General features: G+C 64.7%; 17 protein-coding genes. 4 read left to right on the top strand and 13 right to left on the bottom strand.

Annotation, left to right across the window (positions count from 1 at the left end):
* Positions 1–16: 16 nt before the first annotated feature.
* A complete protein-coding gene (locus tag MesoLj_RS16160) occupies positions 17–316 on the bottom strand; it encodes a DUF1236 domain-containing protein (protein ID WP_202326682.1) in 300 nt (99 codons plus the stop codon).
* A 928-nt stretch (positions 317–1244) separates the two neighbouring features.
* Between MesoLj_RS16160 and MesoLj_RS16155 the strand changes: the two genes are divergently transcribed.
* Complete coding sequence (locus MesoLj_RS16155; protein ID WP_202326681.1) at positions 1245–1451, top strand: hypothetical protein; 207 nt, start codon at positions 1245–1247, stop codon at positions 1449–1451.
* Between the two features lie 49 nt (positions 1452–1500).
* Here the strand turns inward: MesoLj_RS16155 and MesoLj_RS16150 are convergent, their stop codons facing one another.
* Positions 1501–2727: an amidohydrolase family protein gene (locus MesoLj_RS16150; protein ID WP_202326680.1), complete on the bottom strand. Its 1227-nt coding sequence runs from the start codon at positions 2725–2727 to the stop codon at positions 1501–1503.
* A gap of 262 nt (positions 2728–2989) precedes the next feature.
* On the bottom strand, positions 2990–4582 hold the full coding sequence (locus MesoLj_RS16145) for a WD40 repeat domain-containing protein (RefSeq protein WP_202326679.1): 1593 nt from the start codon (positions 4580–4582) through the stop codon (positions 2990–2992).
* 334 nt (positions 4583–4916) lie between these two features.
* On the opposite strand from MesoLj_RS16145, the gene MesoLj_RS16140 reads away from it, so the two are divergent.
* On the top strand, positions 4917–5024 hold the full coding sequence (locus MesoLj_RS16140; protein WP_202326678.1) for a putative RiPP precursor: 108 nt from the start codon (positions 4917–4919) through the stop codon (positions 5022–5024).
* Position 5025: 1 nt separating this feature from the next.
* On the opposite strand, the gene MesoLj_RS16135 is transcribed toward MesoLj_RS16140, so the two are convergent.
* Positions 5026–6219 (bottom strand): hypothetical protein, encoded by a 1194-nt coding sequence (locus tag MesoLj_RS16135; RefSeq protein WP_202326677.1) that lies wholly within the window; start codon positions 6217–6219, stop codon positions 5026–5028.
* A 176-nt stretch (positions 6220–6395) separates the two neighbouring features.
* On the opposite strand from MesoLj_RS16135, the gene MesoLj_RS16130 reads away from it, so the two are divergent.
* The gene (locus tag MesoLj_RS16130) at positions 6396–6953 is read left to right on the top strand and encodes a GNAT family N-acetyltransferase (RefSeq protein WP_202326676.1); all 558 of its coding nucleotides are present in this window, start codon (positions 6396–6398) and stop codon (positions 6951–6953) included.
* A gap of 48 nt (positions 6954–7001) precedes the next feature.
* On the opposite strand, the gene MesoLj_RS16125 is transcribed toward MesoLj_RS16130, so the two are convergent.
* From MesoLj_RS16125 to MesoLj_RS16085, 9 genes are all read right to left on the bottom strand, one after another.
* Positions 7002–7772 carry an exodeoxyribonuclease III gene (locus tag MesoLj_RS16125; RefSeq protein WP_202326675.1) on the bottom strand — a complete coding sequence of 257 codons (771 nt, stop codon included), beginning with the start codon at positions 7770–7772 and terminating at the stop codon, positions 7002–7004.
* 292 nt (positions 7773–8064) lie between these two features.
* Entirely contained in the window at positions 8065–8706 is a 642-nt protein-coding gene (locus MesoLj_RS16120; protein WP_202326674.1) for an alpha/beta hydrolase family protein, read from the bottom strand.
* A gap of 144 nt (positions 8707–8850) precedes the next feature.
* Positions 8851–9195 carry a DUF2147 domain-containing protein gene (locus tag MesoLj_RS16115; protein WP_202326673.1) on the bottom strand — a complete coding sequence of 115 codons (345 nt, stop codon included), beginning with the start codon at positions 9193–9195 and terminating at the stop codon, positions 8851–8853.
* 24 nt (positions 9196–9219) lie between these two features.
* Positions 9220–9909 carry a peptidoglycan-binding domain-containing protein gene (locus MesoLj_RS16110; RefSeq protein ID WP_202326672.1) on the bottom strand — a complete coding sequence of 230 codons (690 nt, stop codon included), beginning with the start codon at positions 9907–9909 and terminating at the stop codon, positions 9220–9222.
* 9 nt (positions 9910–9918) lie between these two features.
* Positions 9919–13455, bottom strand: coding sequence for a CHAT domain-containing protein (locus tag MesoLj_RS16105; RefSeq protein ID WP_202326671.1), 3537 nt, complete (start codon positions 13453–13455; stop codon positions 9919–9921).
* Between the two features lie 140 nt (positions 13456–13595).
* Positions 13596–14714 carry a tetratricopeptide repeat protein gene (locus MesoLj_RS16100; protein ID WP_202326670.1) on the bottom strand — a complete coding sequence of 373 codons (1119 nt, stop codon included), beginning with the start codon at positions 14712–14714 and terminating at the stop codon, positions 13596–13598.
* A complete protein-coding gene (gene ku / locus MesoLj_RS16095) occupies positions 14711–15619 on the bottom strand; it encodes a non-homologous end joining protein Ku (protein ID WP_202326669.1) in 909 nt (302 codons plus the stop codon). The genes MesoLj_RS16100 and ku overlap by 4 nt, the downstream gene beginning before the upstream one ends.
* Before the next feature lie 362 nt (positions 15620–15981).
* A complete protein-coding gene (gene ligD, locus MesoLj_RS16090) occupies positions 15982–18504 on the bottom strand; it encodes a DNA ligase D (protein WP_202326668.1) in 2523 nt (840 codons plus the stop codon).
* A gap of 246 nt (positions 18505–18750) precedes the next feature.
* Complete coding sequence (locus tag MesoLj_RS16085; protein ID WP_172349435.1) at positions 18751–18975, bottom strand: hypothetical protein; 225 nt, start codon at positions 18973–18975, stop codon at positions 18751–18753.
* A gap of 356 nt (positions 18976–19331) precedes the next feature.
* On the opposite strand from MesoLj_RS16085, the gene MesoLj_RS16080 reads away from it, so the two are divergent.
* The gene (locus MesoLj_RS16080; protein ID WP_202326667.1) at positions 19332–19646 is read left to right on the top strand and encodes an EthD family reductase; all 315 of its coding nucleotides are present in this window, start codon (positions 19332–19334) and stop codon (positions 19644–19646) included.
* Positions 19647–19649: the final 3 nt, after the last annotated feature.

Raw genomic sequence — 19649 nt, 5'->3', positions numbered from 1 at the left:
ATGGCCGAGCCATGGATCAGTGCAGCACCTCGACGATCTGACGCGTATCGGGATCGACCAGGACGGTCTGGTCGTTGATCACGGCGACGCGGTACTTGACGTTCGGCACCTCGCGCAATTCGACCTTGTCGGGCACCGGAGAGCCGAGCTTGAGCTCGAGGCCGAGCAGATTCACCGACGCCAGCGGCTGCTTCTTGACGTATTCACGAACGACCGTCTCCTGCTCGGGCTGGACGACGATTGTGTCCGCCATGGCCACACCCATGCCGCCCATCAGGACGATCGCGGCTGCTGTACTCGAAAGATAATGTTTCATGGTAACCTCCATTTTAGGTATCCGATTGCCGCCCGGGAGGAAAACTCGGTCGACACAATGAGGTTCCATCGCCTTTTGTGGAATAAATACGGCGCGCCCAACAAATGCCAATTTTTATCATTTTTGCAATCAGGCGATAACACTCGCGGTGTGCTTCAAAAATCCGTTGTCAATATTGTAATTTTGAGAGAATATAAAATAAATCTGCCACGGAAAGGCGCATCTGGGTGCCTCTTCCGGAAACATGTCCGACAACTGTCTTAGCGATAGCTAACGTAAAGCGCACGATGTCGTTCCGGATGCCGTTGCGCAGTACGACGAAAAAGGCCCGCTCTGCCGGGAGCAGAACGAGCCTTAGACGATGCCGGCGGAGGTGGCAGCCTCACCGGTCACATCAGGGAAACGCCAGCGCCGGCATCAGGTTCCAACCACGGCCGTATGTCCCTGCCCCGATGCAACCATGGCGCCCTGACGACGTTGTGCACGCATTCGATGAAATCCCAGCAAGGATATCGCGCCATGGCTCCCCGCCCTCCCGTGACCAAGCATCCCTTCACGCTGATGCTTGTCGTCATCGCGCTGATGGCGCCCTTTGCCGGCCTAGCCTGGCGCACGCGCGAATGGATGGGCTGGTAGGCCTTCCAGGCAGTCGAGACACCAGGCAACGGCCACTTCAGGCGGGCATATCTGGCGGCAATATGACCGCCCGGGTGGCCGCCTGAATACATCTCTTCTAGCTAATGTATCGGAACGTCCAATGGACATTGCCGGAACCGAACGGGGCCTCCCGGACCTTTGCCAGAACCACCTAAGACCTTGGTCCTGCAAGGAAACGCAAAGGGCCGATGAGGTTCTTCATCGGGAACATCCCGCCTCTGCCATCGTTTGCCGCAAGGTCCCCAGACCGGATCATTTCGGAGGAAAAGCGATGTCACATCGGTCCATCATCACCAGGACAGGCCACGGCCCCGGCACGGCGATCGCGGTGTTGATGGTCGGGCTGGTGGCGGTGGGCATTGTGTTCCTCGTCCTTGGCGGCGCGCTCTATTTCGGCGAGGCGTCTTCGGACTCACATGCCCTGAATTCGGTGCCGGCGCGGTCGTTCCAGCAAGCTGATCGCGGAGCGGCGAATTGATCGATCCGCGCTCCGGAGCATTCCATCGCCTTATGGCAAGGACGCCGCCTCAGCGCGCCAGTATCGTCCCGTCCCTGGCCACCGCCTTGCCACGGCGATAGACCGTGCGGTCCTTCGGCACGGCCACCACCGCCTCGGGCACATGCAGCGCCCGCATGGCGACAAAATCGGCCTTGGCGCCAACCATGATGCCGTAATCCGCCAACCTGAGCGCCTTGGCGCCGGCATGGGTCACCACATCGAAGGCGTCGGCCAGTTCGCGGTCCTCATAGAAGCCGGAGCGGTAGCCGATCATGTTGGCGCGCGAAAGCATGTCGCCATCGCCATAGGGCCACCAGGAATCGCGGATGTTGTCGGAGCCGCTGAACACGGCGACGCCCGCCTGCCGCAGAGCCGCCACCGGCGGGAAGGCATGGTTGCCGGGCGCATTGGTCATGATCGCCACGCCGGCCGCCGCCAGCATCTCGCCGGCCTTCGCCAGCGCGTCGGCCGGAATATCGCCAAGACCATAGGCGTGGCTGACCGCGACATGGCCTGCCATGCCGAGCGCCTTGGTCCGCGCGGCGATCTCCTCGACCTGGAACAGGCCGAGCGTGCCGCCATCATGCAAATGGATATCGACGCCGGCGCCATGCTTTTGCGCCAGCCCGAACAGCACATCGAGATGCCCCTTCACATCGCGGTCGAAACTGGCGGGGTCGAGCCCGCCGATCAGGTCGCAGCCGAGCTTCAGCGCCTCGTCCAGAAGCTCCGCCGTGCCGGGCGAGGACAGAATGCCGCTTTGCGGGAAGGCGACGAGCTGGATGTCGATGAGGTCCCGATACGTCTCGCGCACGGCGAGAACGGTCTCGACATGGCTGAGCCCGACCGAAGCATCGACCATGACATGGCTGCGCATGGCCAGGCTGCCATGGCCGACACAGAGTTCGAGCTGGTTCTTGGCGCGCTCGGCCATCGGAGCGGCGGCGGCAAGGTTTTGCGCCTGGAAGGCAACGCGCTCGCGCACGTCGAAACCGTTGGTGCAAGGAATATGCGGCCGCCAGGCGTCGCCATGGAACGACGTGTCGAGATGAATATGTCCCTCGACGAAGGCCGGCACGACAAGCTGGCCGCCAAGGTCGACCATGATGGGGTCGGTGGCGGCAGGGCCGGCCGGCGGCGTCTTGCCGGCGGCCGCGATGACGCTGAAGCGGCCGTCGGTGACGGAGAGATCCGCCAGCGACCCATCGGCCAGTTTCGCGTTGCGGAAAATTGTCTGTTCTCTCACCGGTGCCATTCCTGTTGAAAGCGCCAGTCCTCGCCGCCCGCCCGCCGCGGGTCAATGCGGCAAAGTCGAGAAACTGTTTCACGCACGGCGAACCGGGAATCACATCGCAGCTCCTGCCTATTCCGCTTTCGCGGAAGTTTCGGCGGGCCCCGCGATATGCAATGATACTGTCGCGGCGGTACGAGCCGCCCTGGTTGACGCGGGCGCCCAAGCACACCCCAACAATGCGCCCCCTCGCCCGCGTCGGCCACGGCAGACCTCCGCGGCTACCTCACTGCGGCGCACCGGCAAACAGCACCACGCCGTCGCCGCCAGCCGCCGGCCAATCCCTGATGGTGCGGTCGTAGCCGCCGGTCAGCACCGTGCCGTCGGGGGCGAAGGCCACCGCGTAGATCGGGCCGGTCTGGCTGTCGAACATCGCGATCTGGTTGCCGGTTTCCATGTCCCACAGCCGCGCCGTGCCATCGAGCGAACCCGACAGCAGGCGCTTGCCGTCGGCCGATAGCGCGAGCGTGTAGACCGTGCCCTCATGGCCCTCGAAGCGCTTCACCTCGCGGCCGCTGTCAAGATCCCAGACCTTGATCGTCAGGTCGCCGCTGCCGGTGATCAGATGGTGCCCGTCGGCGGTGAACACGGCGCCATAGGTGCCTTGCTCGTGGCCGTGCCAGCTGCGCAGTTGCTTGCCGCTTTCGATGTCCCAGAGCTTCAGCGTGCCGTCGATGCTGCCGCTCAGCGCCTGCTTGCCGTCGGGTGAGACGGCAACAGCGCTGATCGACCAGTCGTGCCCGGTCAGCACATGCAGCACCGAATTGCTGACGAGATCCCAGACGATGACGTTGCCGGTATCGTGTCCGCTGACGGCGCGCTTGCCGTCCGGGCTGATCGCCAGCTTGTTGACGCCGCCATTCTGGCCGGCCTGGAAAACATGCAGCACGGCGCCATCGGCAAGCTTGCGCAGAACGATCTCGCCGTCGTCGCCCCCCGTCAGCGCGCTGACGCCGTCGGGCATGTAGAGCGCGGTGCGCGCCATGTCCTTGTGGACGCCGAGGTTGCGGATCAGGTGCTTGCCGCCAATGTCCCACAGCTTGATCACATGGTCGGTGCTGGCGCTCATGATCGATTGGCCGTCGGGCGCCACCGCAAGCCACACGACCGCGTCGCGATGGCCATCGGGCTGCGTTGGGGCCGCCGGGGGCGGTGGCGGCAAGGGCGCCACGGTGGGTGGCGGAATGACCGCGACCTCCGGCGGCGCCGGCGCGACGGGCGCGGGCGCCGGCTCGGCCACGGGCGGCGCTGGCGGCACCGCTGCCGGCGGCGGATTGGCGGCTACAGGTGGCGGAGCCGGTTGCGGGGCTGGCGCGGGTGCCGGTTCGGGGGCCGGTGGCGCGCTGGCGACATCCTGGCCTTTTGGTTCACCGGGTTTGGGTTCGGCAAGTTTGGGTTGATCGGGTTTGGGTTCACTGGGCTTGGGTTCGCTCGGCTGGCTGGCAATCTCTCCGCCGCCATCATGCCACGGGCCGAACCGGTCGGCGGCCAGCGCCGCCAGCACGATCAACGGCAAGGCGAAAAAGATCTTGCGCAGGCCGGGCCTGCCGGTCTCCCGCACCTCGGCCGCGCGGCCGAACAGTGGTGCTCCAGCCAGATGCGCCGGCCGCCCCGGCAACAGCCCGGCCCAGAACAGCAAGGCGCCGACCAGGCAGGCAAGTGCCGCCACGGAGAAAGCCGCCAGCCGGGGCAAATTAGCGCCCGGCCCGGAAAAGCCGTGCAAGGCAACAGTGCTGATCAGCGGAAAGATCAGCGCCAGGCAGGCGAGCGCAACCACGGCAAGGACAAGCGCAGCCAACCTGTCAGCCAATCTGTTCATCGCGCTCCCCCCTCGCCGGGCTCTCGGGCCAGACTACCAGCGTCAACCGTCTATCGCAAAACGCATCCGGTGCCTGCACGCGATGGATGGATGCGTCTCAAATCTCGAAGAAGATCGGTTAATGACCTCGATCAAGAAATCAGTTCGAAGCTGATCGCGATCGCCTGCGTCGCGGCGCAAAAATGTGTTTTCGGCTTGATCAGGCGCCGCAAGAAGAACCGGTGTTAATTTACCACAGTCATCACTGATACGCGTTGGAATATCCCCAGCGAAATATTGACACCAGGCGGCACTGTGTCACTGTCCTCACGGGATATAGTGGAGAGCTTGCATTATGAAGAAGATTTATGAGCGGCCCGCGCTGATCAAGAAGGGCAATCTGAAATTGATCACGGCTGCGACCAACGGCCCGATCGTGACCTCGGGTCCGACACCGCAATAGGTCAGCCCGTCAGCGTCAGGTCGTCCAGCACCATTTGCCAAGAGTGTTTCGTCGAAAGACGGACACGGGTAATTGCCTTGAGCATCGGCGCGTAGTGCAGCGGCGTCAGCGCCGATAGCGCCAACTGGTCGCTGGCGACCAGTTGCTCGCCCAGCCAGCACTCGATCAGTGCCATCTCCCCTTCAGACTTCAGCCACGCCGCGCTCAACAGCACCGAGTGAAACCCGAACGGGGTCTCGCGGCTGAACTCGGCCGGGTAGCCGCTGCTGGTATAGGCGACGTGATCGCCCGAGACATTGCCGTTGACATAGCCTTCGCTGCCCTTGGTGTGGTCCTGTGCCATGGCATTGAGGTTGCGCCATTGCAGCCCGGCATGGCCGCATGGGATCTTGCGGAAGCCGCGCCCAGTGACGTCGTCGAAGCCGATCGTCCGCAGCGAGGCCTCGTTCGGCAGCGCCTGCTGCGATAGCAGCCCGAGATCGGTTGGATAGGGCGAAAGCGCGAGCTGCCGGTCAAGTCCGCCGCCGGCGATCGCCACCATGTCGGCCTCGGCGGCGAGGTCGAGCCGGAAGGGCGAACCCAGCGCCAGCACCCGGCTCTCCAGCACCCGCCCATTTGCCTTCACCGACAGTGTCGCGGTGCCATCCGCCGCCATCCGGCCGGCCAGGCTGCGCGCAGGCGCCAGGCCGACCGGCTGCGGCAGGTCCTGCGACACCAGCCCCGCCGGCGAGCCGGAGGCCAGGCGGAAATCCTGCGATTGCGTCTCATTGGCGCTGGGCGAGCGCCAGCCCGGCGGCACTGAAACCGCGAACCGGTAGGTGCCCGGCGAGCGGATCATGGCATTGGCCGAAGACATCGACATGGCGAAGTTGGCAAAGCCGCCATTGTTTGTCCTGGTTGAAGCGACGAAGCCGCCCTGTCCGTCGAACAGCCGCACCATGATGCCGGCCATCGGCCGGTCACCGACGCCATATGTCCCGTCGCGGTCGACATCCAGATAGACGAAAGACGAGTAGTTGACGGTGCCGGTGCTGTGCTCCCAGTCGGTACGAACGGCATAGTCGTTGGCCGGATCCGCCCGGCGTCGGGCGCGGCGCCGGATGCGCGCCTTGCGCGACAGCCAGACGACGCATGCCGCGACGACAAGGATGACAGCGGCCGCGAGCAGGATTTCGACGGGGCCGAAATCATGCATGGTCGGCGAACTTCGTTTGCCGCCGCTCGTGGCTGTCAGGCATGCAATGCATCAAACGCCCCCCGATGCTGATCATCGCCAGACTAGCGCGAGATGTCGCCTGCGTAAAAGGACCGCGCGGCCTGGACATTCCTTGCCTCGTGCGAAAGAAGGCCGGGTCAATCAGGGGAGCATCCATGACACAGGCGACCAAACCCGTGCTGGCCGGCAGCAGGGTAACGCTGAGGCCGCTGACCCGGCTCGACGCACCGGCGATCCACGCGGGGCTGGAAGAACCGGAATCGAAGCGGCTGACCGGCACGCACGCCAAGCACACACTGGCAGAGGTGGAGGCCCATTACGCAAGGGCCGAAACGGCAAGCGACCGCTGTGACTATGGCATCATCGCCGGCGGCACTTTGATCGGCGAAGCCGTGCTGAACGGCATCGATTGGCCAAACAAGGCAGCATCGTTTCGCATCGCCATCTGGGCGGCAACCGGCCGCGACAAAGGCTACGGCACCGAGGCCGCCGCGCTGCTCCTTCATCACGGCTTCGAGGCGCTGGGGCTGAACCGCATCGAACTGGAGGTTTACGCGTTCAACCCGCGCGCCAGACGGGTCTACGAAAAGCTCGGCTTCCGGCTCGAAGGCACGCGGCGCGAGGCCTTGATCTGGGATGGCGAAGCTGTTGATGCCCACATCATGGGCCTGCTGAAGCGCGAATACTCCGGGACGCCGCCAAGGGTTGGATGAACACCGCCAGCAGACGTCGCCGCTTGCTCGAAATCGTCCAGGCGCGACCTACTTCAACTCCGCCCAGACCGGCGCATGGTCGCTGGCGCCATCCTGCCCGCGCACGTCGCGGTCGATGCCTGCCCCCTTCAGCCGGCGGGCGAGCGTCTTCGACAGCAATATGTGGTCGAGCCGCAAACCCGCATCGCGCGGCCAACGGTTCCGGCGGTAATCCCAGAACGTGTAGAGTGTCTCCTTCGGATAGACTTTTCGCAGCGCGTCGACCCAGCCCTGCTCGATAAGGGCAGCGAAGGCGGCGCGGCTTTCCGGCTGCACCAGCGCGTTGTCGTCATACGAGCGCGTGGCGTAGATGTCGCGCGGCTCGGGCACGATGTTGTAGTCGCCGGCCAGCACGACAGGCAGGCCGGTATCGAGGAGCGCGGCGGCATGCGCTTCCAGCCGCGCATGCCAGGCGAGCTTGTACTGGAATTTCGGCCCCGGCTGCGGGTTGCCGTTCGGCGCATAGAGGCAAGCGATGATAATGCCGTTGACCGCCGCCTCGATATAGCGGCTCTGCCGGTCGGCATCGTCGCCGGGCAGCACGTCACGGGTCAGCACCGGTTCCGCGCCGCGCGCGAGGATGGCGACACCATTCCAGGTCGGCTCGCCCTTCCACACCGCGCCGTATCCGGCGTCGGCCAGCGCGGTGCGCGGAAACTGCATATCGCGCGCCTTGAGTTCCTGCAGGCAGACGACATCGGGCTTTGCCGCCGCCAGCCAGGCCAGAAGGTTGTCCAGCCGGCTGTTGATGTTGTTGATGTTGAAGGTGGCGATTTTCATTGGGCGCATGAAAGCAGGAAGGCGAAGCGGGGAGCAAGAGAGGATGCGGCGCGCTGCGCCAAGGCAACAGCTAATGTCTGCGCTGCCCCTCATCCGCCTGCCGGCACCTTCTCCCCGTAAACGGGGCGAAGGGAGCGGGTGGCAAAGCCGCCGCCATTTCTGTTACATAAGCGATAGGCGAAAGCAGCGATGACCGCGTCTTTCTCCCCGCCACTATGCGGGGAGAAATGTCCGGCAGGACAATGAGGGGCGGCGCAGACGTTTCAGAAAGTGCGAAAACCCAACGCGCGCTTTAAATCCGCTCCGCCCAACCTCGCACCGTCTCCGCCAGCGTCTTCAAATGATCTGCCGCCGAAAATCCCGAAATGCTCTTGCGCGGCTTCAAATCATGGTCGCCGTCCTCGAGCCAGATCACCTCGATCGCATCGGACAGCCCATAACCCTCGACCTCGTCGGGCGTGCCGAACTCGTCGCGCGTGCCTTGGAAAATCAGCGTCGGCGTCCTCAGCCCTATCAGATGCTTCGTGCGCAACTGGTCAGGTTTGCCGGGCGGATGGAAGGGATAGCCGAGACACACCAACCCGGCAATTTCACCCTTGGCGAACATCTCGTCCGCGACCATGGAAGCGACGCGCCCGCCCATCGACTTTCCGCCGATGATCAACTTCCCGGTGACGCCCCTGGCACGCAGATCGGCAATCGCCTTCACATATTCCGGATTCACCGTCTCGGCACGCGGCGGCGGCTTGCGCTGGCCGTAGCGGCGGGCCGCCATATAGTGGAATTCGAACCGCGCGACCTGGAAGCCGGCGGCGGCCAGCGCCTTGGCGGTGGCGGTCATCGAGGGCGAATCCATCGATGCGCCGGCGCCGTGGGCGAGCAGGATGGTGACGGGGGCGGTGTCGAAGCCGTCGAAGAGGAAGCTGGTGGGCATCAGGCGCGAACTCCCGGAAAAGAAGAGACAATCCGCTTCGACAGGCTTTCTATCACATGGCCTCGCTTTTGCCCGCCGCGGTTGCACCGCGATGACGAAAATCGTCTCCCTGGCTCGGTGGATGGCATCGCGCGCCTTCCCGCTTCAGCGCCGCGACCAGATTTCCGTCTGGCAGAAGATCTTGAGCGCGCAGCCTGTGAGTTTCAGGGAATTGCCCTTCAGCGTCGCACGGCCCGAATATTCCCTCTCGTCGCGCGGATCGGTAACCGTGCCGGAATAGATGCCCTTGCCCGACGCCTTGAGCCGGCCGATTTCCTTGCCCGGCCAATCGCCGCTCTTCATGACAATGCAGAAGCGGTCGCTACAGCCATGGATCGCGGCGATGGATATGCCATCCATCGTTACCCACTCCCCTTCGATTGGATCGGCCCAGGCCAAACCAGGCGCCATGACCATGGCAAGCAGAACGGATAGTCGCGGCAGTTTCATGAAGTACTTCCCCCTTGCAAAATTTCAGCAGCCCGTGCCGACGAAGCCCGCCGAAACCAGCGCGGCCGATGTCGGCTCGTCGATGATCCCGGTCTGCGTCAGCCCATATTGCCGCTGGAAGCGGCGAACGGCCTCGGCCGTGGCCTCGTCATAGACGGTGTCGGGGAATTCGAGCAGCAGCCCCAGCCGGCTGAGCAGCCGTTCGGCCCGCTTGACACGCGGCGAGATGTCGCCGGGCTGGAGCGCCGCGAACACATGGTCGGGCAAGACCTTGCACTGCTTGTTTCCCTCATCCCTGGAGACCCTGAATTTGCCCACCAGCGAGGCGATGTCGGGCCCTGGCTGCACCGTGAAAAGACTTTCCGAACCGGTCATCGAATAGAGCAGCGTGCTGTCCAGGTCCCACGCTCCGTCAGGCGTCGACGAAACCGTGACGTGGCCTCCGTCGCAATCGATCTGGCATTCCAGCTTGCCCTTGACGAGATAGCATTTGGCGCTGGTCTCGAACTCGGTGTTGGGCACATCCCACTCGGTGAACGAGATCCTGATGATGTCGTCTTGCAGCTGCACGGCCATGTCCTTCACAGGCCCGTCCTTGCGGTCATTGTGCAGTGTCATGCATTGCCCGGACTCGAACTTGTCCGCCGCCCGCGCGATTTCCGGACCCAATCCCAAAAGGACCATCGCCAGCATCATGGAAAAGATACGCGTCATGCTCATCTCTCAACGCCAATTGCCGGTGAGCAGGAAGGGAGCCCAGTAGTAAGGGTGCGAAAGCCCGCCCTGCGCATCCGGCGGCACCAGCGAAATGGCGCCGCGCGCCGCGGTCTCGGTCACGATGCTCGGCCCCGCCGCGATATCCGTCGACCCGATCTTGCCGGCGATGAACTCGCGCTGCGTCAGCGCCAGCGCCATGGCCTTCGACATATTGCCCCGCTCGCGGATCTCGTAGAAGCGCTGCATGCTGAGTGCCGTCGAGGCATCGTCGACCGGCCACAGGCTGGCCAGGATGGCGCGTGCGCCACGGCTGCCGGTTAGCATGGAAAGGCTTTCGAGCTCGCGCCCGTCGAGACCCGGATCGACATAGCCGGTCTCGCAGGCGGACAGCGTCAAAAGGTCGACGCGGCCGAAATCGAAGGCGCGCCGATCCTTCTTGATATCGCGCAGCGACAGTTTTTCGCCCGTGCCGAGCAGCAGGAAAGACGACCCATCGCTTCCCGCCAGGTTGAAATGCGAGGAGATATGCACGACGCCGAGGCCGGCCGGCGAGCGCGCGCCGATACGCAGCGCATCGGTCAGCGCGTCCTTGTTGAACGCCGCATCGAAGACGGCGCGGCCCTCGAAAAGGCCGTATCCGTCCTTGCCCTTGATGATGCCGTCGATCTCGGCCTTGACGCCCGGCAGCGCCTTGAACCCGTCGGCGGCGCGCGTCATTCCAAGCGCGGCGAACGGAATGCCGGTCGTCTTCCTGCCGGCGATTTCGTAGCCGGCGTCGGACAGCATGGCGAACTCGAAATGCTCCACGGCATAGCCCGTGCCGTCATGGAGCGCGGCGAAGGGGATGTAGCGCAGGCGGCGGTCCGGCGACAGCAGCACAAGCTTGGTCTGGACCGCGTCCAGATCGGCCCTGAAGGGGGCGATAAGCAAGTCGTAGAGCTTGCGCGCCTGTGGCTTCGGGTCGCGCGACCGTGACGTCATCACGAGGTGCAGCTTCTGGATTTCTTCATTGAGATGCGCCTCCGAGAAGGGCTGGCCGTCCCATTGGTCGATCGTCACGCTTTTGCGGTCATAGGCGGTCGTCAGGATGATGTTCAGCCTGTCGGGAAGAACGAGATAGTGCAGCACCGCCGGCTGCTCCGGTTCATCCCTCAGATAACCCTGCAGCGATCCGAGCGCGTCGATCCGCGCGACCTCCTCGCCGCGTCCCAGCGCCTCGGCCTTTTCCACGATGGCATCGAGCGCCTTGTCATAGGCGGCGTCCGCCTCGGCGAGCCTTGCCTGGAGCGTGTCGAGCTCTTTCGTCTCCGCGTCGTCGAGGCCGCCCTGGCCGCGCTTGACGATCAGTTCCTCGGAGCGCCTTGCATCCTGCGTCGTCGGCGGACGCAGCGTATCGATCGCCGCCTTCAGCCCGCGCTCCGGCTCGGACAGCGGCAGCGTGTCATAGGAACGGCCCCGGAAATCGGCATCGCGGTCGACGAACTGGAAGGCCTCGAAATCCTTCAACATGGCAAGCACGGACTCGGCTTCGGCGAGACGGTTCTGACGCACGAAGAAGTCGGCAAGCCAGCGATAATTGTCCGCGACCAGGTCGCTGAAACATGTCTGCAGATGTTCGGGCAGGCTCGACAGCGCCGAGCGCACCGTCTGCAGCGTGTTGACGGCGTCCTTGGCCAGCACCATCGCCACGTCATTCGAGCCCAGGGCCAGCGTCCGTTCACTGGCCTTGGAGAGCAGGCAGACGCGCGTCAGGTCGCGCTGCAGGGCTCCCTCGGAAAGCCCAGCGATCTCGTTGAGCTGAAGTTCGGCCGAAAGCGCCGTCAGTTCCATGCGCAGCGCCTCTTTCGGCTGCTCAGCCTGCTTGAGTGCACCCGACAGATCGCGTGCGGCATTGACGAAGGCGCGCGACAGGCCGCCCCTGGCGGCAACATGGCCGAAAGCCGCGCGGGCATCGTCAAGCGGAGGCGCCGTCGGCTCGGGCTTGCCAGCCGAACCGCGCTGCATCAGCGTCTCGAGGAAGCCCCTCGCCTCTTCGTCGCCATTGTCCGCCAGAAAGGTCAGAAGCGGTACGAAGCCTTCCGGCAGCGCCTTCAGGTTGGTGGCGTCGCGGGAAGCGACGAGGCGTCGGAAGGTGGGCGTCCGGGCGTGCTGCTCGCTGGGACCGGTGATCTGCGACATTTCAAAGCTTGTCGATTGGATCCGGCGGGCCCGCGCCAGCGCGCCGTCGAAGTCGCCATACGCGGCCAGAATGTCGACCAGCTCGATCGAATCGAGCTCGGTCAGCTTGGCGAGCCCCGGCGCGACCGCTGCAAGGTCGAGCCGGCCCGAAGCCATGGCCCGCGCGGAGCTTTCGCAGGCATACTGGTCGTCCTTGCAGACACGCTTGAGCAACGCCGCGGCCGCGACCGGCACCGCCTTTTCACCGTCCTTCTGGCGGGCCTCCTCGAGAGCCGCGGCGACGAAGGAATCGATGTGCTCCGTTCCACCCGCGCGCAGGCGCTCCAGTCCTTCATTGGGCTGCTGCGCAAGATCGGGCCGGGCGCGCAACAGGAGGTAGAGCTCATAGCCGGCGTCCTGATTGCCGAAATCATGCGCCAGGCGAAGCCATTCAGCGGCCTTGTTGACGTCTATGACGCCGCCGCATCCGGTGCACAGATTGACCCGCGCCAGGGCGAGCGCGAAGTCGGGCGCCACCTCCGCCACGTTCATGATCGCGGTGGCCGCCGCCTCCGATGACAGCGCCGCACCGGGCGACATCATCCGGTTGGCCAAAAGCAGCGCCGCCGCCGTCGGTCCTTCGGAGGCGCGAAACCGCCCGGGCTCGGACAGGAACCGCTGATAGAGGGAGAGCGCCATGGAAGCGCCCGCGGGCGTCTCGTCCGTCTCGGCCATGCGCGCCAGCTGGTAGATGGCGAAACCATCGCCGGCATCGGCGGCACGTTGCGCCCACCGCCTGGCCGCCGCCTTGTCCTTCTCGACACCGAGGCCCTCCAGATACAGGAAGGCCAGGCGCGATTGCGCCAGGGGACTGCCGGCCTCCGCCGCCATTTCGAAAAGGCGCGCGGCAGCGACGGCGTTGCGGCCATCGATCGTCCCCTCGAGCAAGCGTTCCGCCACGGCGACCTGCAACGCCGGCGGGGCGGGCCGCAACGCCTGCATCCCTGCCTCATAACGCCCGGCCAGCGTGGCAACGCGGGTGAGAGTGGCGATGTCGGCGACGCTGACCTGCTCCCAGGAATGGGTGACGAAAGGCCCTGCCGAGCCCAGTTCCGCATCCACGTCTTCAGGGCTGGCGGCGCCCGGCTCCTGCTGTGCGCCCTCGTCCGGCGGCATCCATTTTCCGGCAGCGACCTCACCGCGCACGAAGAACGTGATCGCGTCGGCGGCGGAAGCCGGCTTATCCAGTGCCTCCAGGTAACGCTTGTAGAAAACATCCGAACCGGAGGGCGTCGAAAAATCTTCGATCGCATCGCTTTGAGCCTGCGACGCACACACCCAGCACAGCGCCAAAAACGGCGCCAGCAGAACACCCCTCAAACGCATATTGCTGCCCACGCAAACTGCTATCGACCCACCCGGGCGCAGCATATCTGGAGCATTGGGACGATTTCAAGACACCGCGGCCAGCTTTGACTGCCCGTCAACAGTAACGTCGAACAGGCCGCCGAACAGAAGACTTTCCCTCACCCCGCCGTCCGCGCCAGCTGCATATCCACGAACTGCACCCCTTTGGCCGCCACCCCGGCCCATTCGCTATCCGCGTCGAGTTCCAGATATCGCACCCACAGCCGCCGTGCCTCGGGCAGATTGCCGGCGTCGAATTCCAGCCGCGCCAGGTTGAACACCGGGTCTGCATAGGCCTTGTCGAGCGCGATCGCCTTCTGCAGGTGCTTTCGCGCCGAGGCGTCGCGGCCTTGCTCGCTCATCAGGCCGGCAAGGTTGAACCAGGCTTCGACGAAGGCGGGGTCCAGTTTTATCGCTCTGGCATAGTCATGCGCGGCCTCAGCCGCGTGGCCGGCGGCGCGCAGGCAGTTGGCGCGGTTGAAGGCGGCGATGGCGTCGGTCGGATCGATGGCGAGGCAGCGCTGGTAGAGCGCGGCGGCACCGTCATGGTCGCCGCCCTCCTCCGCCGCTTCGGCCTCGGCGAACAGGTCTTCCAGCGTGTCGTCTCCCTGGGCGGCGCTGCCCAGGTCAAACAGCAACTGCCCGTCGAGTTCGCTCTGGCCGCCTTCGAGATAGATCGCGTCGGCGCGGCCATGCTGCGAGCCGACAGCGAGCGATTTTGCGGTGAGTGACGCCACCGGGCCGGAGCGGTGCACGGAGCGCGCGATCGCGCCCCAACTGGCGCCGCCCGCCACCAGCCCCGCATATTTGCGCGCCAGGATCAGGTCGCGGAAGGAATAGGGCTCCGCGTCATGTTCGAACGCATCGAAGAGCGACAGCAGATCGAGGTCGGCGCCGGGCAGCCGAGACTGGTCGATCAGCGACTGCCGCGATAGCGAGGACGCCTCCGGCGCCTTCATCAAGCCGAGCAGGCGCAAAAAGCCGTTCTCGCTGATCAGGATGCGCCCTGCCGCACGTTCGGCGGCGACGCGGCGCTCGATCCCGGCATCGCCGTTTTTGGTCAGGCCAGCCTTGGCGAGAAGCGTACGGCCGAACACGACATGCGTGGTGCGCCGGGTGATGCCGCGCCTGAGCTGGCCATGCTGGCGCTCGACCTCGCGGGCGGCGAGCCTGAGCGGAAACGCCGCCAGCGCGCCGATCGTGCCGAAGACGGCGCCCGCGACGGCCGATGCCGTCATTTCTTGCTCTTGCCGACCGCCTTGAGCAGACTGGCCTTCAGCGGGTTTTCAGCAGCCCCGCCCGCTGCCGCCTTCTTGGCGGCGGGTTTTGCCGCGACCTCGTCGGCCTTGCTCTTCGACTTGGCCGGCGGCTTCGACTGCGACAGGCTCGCCTTCAGTGCATCCATCAGGTTGATGACATTGCCGCGCTCGGGCGCTGCAGCGATGATCGGCTTGTGGCCCTTGAGCTTCTCGCGGATCATCGCCATCAGCGCGATCTCGTAGCGGTCCTCGTAATTCTTCGGATCGAAGGTAGTTTCCTTCTGCTTGATCAGCGCTTCGGCGAGTTCAAGCATTTCCTGGTCGGGCTTGCCGGCCGGGATGTTGCCGAAATATTCAGCCGTGCCGCGCACTTCGTTCGGGTTTCTCAAGGTGCACACGAACATGCCGTTCTCGCGCGCGCCGATCGTCACCACTCGCTCGCGGCTGGACAGAACCAGCCGCGCGATCGCCAGCTTGCCGGATTTGCGCATGGCCTCGCGCAGCACGGCGAACGTCTCCTCCGCCATCGCCCCATCCGGCGCCAGGTAATAGGGCGCATCCTGGTAGATGACATCGACCTCGCCCTCGTCGACGAAGGCCTCGATGTTCATCGTGTGGTTGGATTCGATGCGCACCGCGTCGAGGTCGGCATCGTCGATGATGATGTACTGCTTGTCCTCATACTCGTAACCCTTGACCAGGTCCGAGCGCTCGACCAGCCCGAGTTCGGGATCGACGGGCTTCATGTTGATGCGGTTGTGGGTCTTCTTGTGCAGCTGGTTGAACGAGATGCGCTCGCTGGTCGTCGTTGCGGGGTATAGCCGCACCGGACAGCTGACGAGGCTGAGCTTGAGGTAACCTTTCCAACTTGCCCTGGGCGCCATGATATACTCCTACGCGGCCATGCACTGACATTTTGACTGAGCATGGTCTTGTCCAAAAACCGGTTCCCGCTTTTTGGGATCATGCTCTCTGCAGCGCTTTCGTCCGAAGGACGATTGGCGCCATGGAAATCCTACACCGACCCCGCATGATACCGGCAAATCCCTGACGAAATGGTTTAGGGCGCCGGAGGGGTCGCGGGCGGAGGATAATTCAAATTGTATGAAGCGTCGATGGACTTGGGTTCCTCGCTCCCCGCGGAGGCGGGGGAGAGGTGGCTCGGCGAAGCGCTGGTGATTGGCTGAATGCCTCGAAGCTTCGTCATCCTAGGGTCTTCGCGACGGAGCTTCGCTCCTGCTTCGCGCTAGGATGAAGAAGCAGAGGAGCTCCCCGTCAACGACACCACCGGCAAATCCCGCGCGAACTCATCGATATCCGCCCAGGGATCGCCCGACGTCTCCAGCAAGCCAGGCAGCGACGAATAGTTCAGATCCTGCGGCGCATCGATCGCTTCCAGGTCGCTCCAGCTCACCGGCGTCGAGGCCGGCAGATTGGTGCGGGCGCGCAGCGAATAGGGGGCAGCGGAGGTGTGGCCGCGCGCGTTGCGGTGATAGTCGATGAAGATGCGCTTCTTGCGGTTTTCCTTGCCCATGGTGGTGGTGAAGGTGTCGGGCGCGGTTGCCGTCAGATGCGTGGCGATCGCGCTGGTCGCCTGATGCAGTTTCTTCCAGTTCTGCCTTGATGTAACCGGCACGGTGATGTGGATGCCGCTGCCGCCGGACGTCTTGGCGAAAGGCACCAGGCCCAGCCCCTCCAGCTCGCCCTTGATGTGAACGGCCGCCTCCACCACCTCGCGCCACGAAATCCCCTCGCCCGGGTCGAGGTCGAAGACGATCTGGTCGGGTCTGTCGAGACTGGCGCGGTGCGTGCCCCAGGTGTGGAATTCGACGACGCCGAACTGCGCCAGCGCCAGATAGCCCTTGGCGCCTTCGACCGAGAGATAGGATTTTGTCTCGCCTTCTGAATTGGTCGCCTGGAACGTCACCACCGAGGGCGGCATGCCGGTGAAGGCGTGGCGCTGGAAGAAGCAATCCTTGGGCAGGCCGGTCGGGCAGCGCACCAGCGACACCGGTCGGCCAAGAATGTGCGGCAGCATGAAGTCGCCGACCAGCGCGTAATAGACGGCGATGTCGAGCTTGGTCGGCCCGGTCTTGCCGAACAGCCGCCGCTCCGGATTGGTCACCCAGATGGTGGCAAGGTCCGCCTCGGATATCAGGCGTTTGCGCTTGGCCGAGACCGGTGTCGACAGGCCGACATCCCTGAGACCGCGAAACACGCCATGGCGCAACGAATTGTCCGCCGTGCGGTTGGCATAGTGGATGCGCGCCGAAAACAGCGGCTTCACCCAGTGCATCTCGCGCATGATCTCGCGCGGCACGCCTTCGGGCGGCGTCGCGCCTGATGTCAGCGGCTCCAGCCGGGTGAGCAGGTCGGCAGCGGTCTCGGCATCGAAGCCGGTGCCGACCTTGCCGCGATAATGCAGTTCGCCGTCCTCCCACTCGGCCATGCCAAGTGCGGCCAGCCCTTCCGCCGCTTGCGAGGTCGTGTAGCCCGCGATGACGAAATCGTCCTTCTGAAGCGCCTTGCATTTGGTCCAGCTCTTGCTGCGGCCGCTCTGGTAGATGGCGTTGGCGCGTTTGGACACGACGCCTTCCAGCCCGAGCTCCGTCGCCTGGTCGTAGAGCCCCTGCCCCGAGCCTTCGACATGGTCGGAGAACTGGATGGCGGAATTGGCGCCGAGGCCGGCGAGCAGTTCCGCCAGCAGCGCCTTGCGCCGGATGAGCGGCGCTTTGGCCAAATCCCAGCCGTCGAGATGCAGGAGATCGAAGGCATAGAAATGCAGCTTGCTGCCGGCGCCTTCGGCCAGCGCGTCCTGCAGCAGCGCGAAGCGGCTGATCCCCCGGCCATCGAGCACGACGATCTCGCCGTCGACGATCGCCTCGCGGCAGGGCAATTTGGCAAAGGCGTGCGGCAGGTCGCCATAGCGTCTTGTCCAGTCTATGCCGCCACGGGTGATCAGCCGCACCTGCCCGTCGGAAACATGCGCCATGGTGCGGTAGCCGTCGAACTTGATCTCGTGCAGCCAGAGCTCGTTCGTGTTCTCGGCGACGCCTTCGCCGCCCGGCGGCTTTGGCACCTGCGTCGCCAGCTGCGGCTCGATGCGGCTGAGCGCCGGCGCCTTGACGGCGCCAGGCAGCGTGCTTGGCTTCAGCGAACCCGGCTTGGGCGCGGACTTCGCGGCCGGCTTTGCCGCTGCCGCCAGTTCCTCGATGCGCAATCCCGATTTCACGCTTTCCGGCCGTGCTTCGAGGATGTTCAGCGTCGTGTCGGCGGCAAGGTCGCGCTCCTTGAACAGCAGCCAGTTTTTCTTTTCCGCGTCCTCGCCGGGCTTGGGCTTCAGGCGCGTCAGCATCCAGCCGCCATTGAGCTTGTCGCCGGCAAGCCGGAACTTGAACGCCCCGGTCCTCAGGCTCTTTTCCACGTCGTCCATCGGCGCCCATGTGCCGGTGTCCCAGACGATCATCGGCCCGCCGCCATACTCGCCCTCGGGGATGACGCCCTCGAAGTCGATATATTCGAGCGGATGGTCCTCGGTCTCGACCGCCAGCCTCTTGTCGGCCGGGTTGAGCGAGGGCCCGCGTGGCACCGCCCAACTCTTCAGCACATCGCCGACCTGCAGGCGCAGGTCGTAATGATCGGCCGTGGCATGATGCTTGTGAACGACAAAGCGGTTGCCGTCGCCGCTGATCAACCCGCCCGCCGGCTCTGGGGTTTTCGAGAATTCGCGCTTGGCGCGATAGGTTTTGAGTTTGGGAGGGGCGATCATGGTTTATCGCCCGAAGCGCGCGGCAGCCTGCCGCGTTCCTTCGCGCCCCCCTCTGTCCTGCCGGACATCTCCCCTACGAGGGGGGAGATTGGCAGCCGTGGCGCCGGCTCTCCCCTTACAACTTTGGAGATTGGCGAAGGCCGTCGCGACATCCCATCTCCCCCCTTGTGGGGGAGATGGCCGGCAGGCCAGAGGGGGGCGCCGTAGAGCGCTACGTTTGCACCACTTGCGATTGTTCACTTGGCCTCAATCGTCGGCGGCCGGCGTCAGTTCGAGTTCGGCCGGCGATAGCCCCTGCCGAAGTTGCTCGAGCCGGAACTCATCCACCCAGTAGGCCTCGCCGTCGACCAGCACGCGCGCTCTGTAGGCGCCGTCCGAAAAGCTCTGCGCGGTGATGTAGACCTTGTGGGCGTCGAGCGCCTTGCGCACCGCGGCGCGTTTGGCATTCTGGCTGGTTACGGGACTGAACATGACGCTGCCCTCGGTCGCCCTGACACATCGGCGACTGCGCTCAAGGATGACGGAGACATGCAGTCCTGTCAATTTCGGGCGCGGGCCGGTAGTGCGTCAGTTGGTCCTTACAAAAAGCGGTTAGCTTGATATATTCGAATTGGCGGCCCGTAGCTCAGGGGAAGAGCGCCAGTCATGTGCTGGAGGCCTCCGGTCGAGACGGGGCGGGTCCGCCACCAAATTCAAGCTGAGACACTACCTGCGGGCCATGCCGCCGGTCCTGCGAAAATCCGGCATCCCTGTCGAAATCCGCTCCCGGCGAACGACATTGGTGCGGCGCCGACGAGGCGCGATCACCTCAAACAGGGAGCACCACCATGGCCAAGATGCTCGTCATCTACAAAACCCCCGCCGATCCCGCGGCCTTCGAGCGCCATTATCACGACATTCACGTGCCGCTGGCCAAGCAATTGCCCGGACTGCGGCGCTACGAGATCAGCCGGTCGCCGATCATGAATGTCCTGCCGGGCGAGACGCCCTACAGGGTCGCCATCCTCTATTTCGACAGTCCGGAGGCCATTCGCACGGCCTTTGCCAGCGAGATCGGCCGGGCCTGCGCGGAGGACCGGCGAAAGTTCGCCGGCGATGATGATCTGGTGACGATGCTGCTCTTCGACACCGAGCCGCTGTGAGCC

The organism is Mesorhizobium sp. 113-3-9 (genome assembly GCF_016756515.1).
Taxonomy (GTDB): domain Bacteria; phylum Pseudomonadota; class Alphaproteobacteria; order Rhizobiales; family Rhizobiaceae; genus Mesorhizobium.
This window is presented reverse-complemented; position numbering and strand designations above follow the sequence as displayed.

Excerpts from the sequence above, each read along its gene's own strand:
- MesoLj_RS16105 (WP_202326671.1), bottom strand. The coding sequence starts at position 13,455 with ATGCGTTTGAGGGGTGTTCTGCTGGCGCCGTTTTTGGCGCTGTGCTGG.
- MesoLj_RS16150 (WP_202326680.1), bottom strand. The coding sequence starts at position 2,727 with ATGGCACCGGTGAGAGAACAGACAATTTTCCGCAACGCGAAACTGGCC.
- MesoLj_RS16100 (WP_202326670.1), bottom strand. The coding sequence starts at position 14,714 with ATGACGGCATCGGCCGTCGCGGGCGCCGTCTTCGGCACGATCGGCGCG.
- MesoLj_RS16110 (WP_202326672.1), bottom strand. The coding sequence starts at position 9,909 with ATGACGCGTATCTTTTCCATGATGCTGGCGATGGTCCTTTTGGGATTG.
- MesoLj_RS16135 (WP_202326677.1), bottom strand. The coding sequence starts at position 6,219 with ATGCATGATTTCGGCCCCGTCGAAATCCTGCTCGCGGCCGCTGTCATC.
- MesoLj_RS16160 (WP_202326682.1), bottom strand. The coding sequence starts at position 316 with ATGAAACATTATCTTTCGAGTACAGCAGCCGCGATCGTCCTGATGGGC.
- MesoLj_RS16125 (WP_202326675.1), bottom strand. The coding sequence starts at position 7,772 with ATGAAAATCGCCACCTTCAACATCAACAACATCAACAGCCGGCTGGAC.
- MesoLj_RS16085 (WP_172349435.1), bottom strand. The coding sequence starts at position 18,975 with ATGTTCAGTCCCGTAACCAGCCAGAATGCCAAACGCGCCGCGGTGCGC.
- MesoLj_RS16140 (WP_202326678.1), top strand. The coding sequence starts at position 4,917 with ATGAAGAAGATTTATGAGCGGCCCGCGCTGATCAAGAAGGGCAATCTG.
- MesoLj_RS16130 (WP_202326676.1), top strand. The coding sequence starts at position 6,396 with ATGACACAGGCGACCAAACCCGTGCTGGCCGGCAGCAGGGTAACGCTG.
- ku (WP_202326669.1), bottom strand. The coding sequence starts at position 15,619 with ATGGCGCCCAGGGCAAGTTGGAAAGGTTACCTCAAGCTCAGCCTCGTC.
- ligD (WP_202326668.1), bottom strand. The coding sequence starts at position 18,504 with ATGATCGCCCCTCCCAAACTCAAAACCTATCGCGCCAAGCGCGAATTC.
- MesoLj_RS16115 (WP_202326673.1), bottom strand. The coding sequence starts at position 9,195 with ATGAAACTGCCGCGACTATCCGTTCTGCTTGCCATGGTCATGGCGCCT.
- MesoLj_RS16155 (WP_202326681.1), top strand. The coding sequence starts at position 1,245 with ATGTCACATCGGTCCATCATCACCAGGACAGGCCACGGCCCCGGCACG.
- MesoLj_RS16080 (WP_202326667.1), top strand. The coding sequence starts at position 19,332 with ATGGCCAAGATGCTCGTCATCTACAAAACCCCCGCCGATCCCGCGGCC.
- MesoLj_RS16145 (WP_202326679.1), bottom strand. The coding sequence starts at position 4,582 with ATGAACAGATTGGCTGACAGGTTGGCTGCGCTTGTCCTTGCCGTGGTT.
- MesoLj_RS16120 (WP_202326674.1), bottom strand. The coding sequence starts at position 8,706 with ATGCCCACCAGCTTCCTCTTCGACGGCTTCGACACCGCCCCCGTCACC.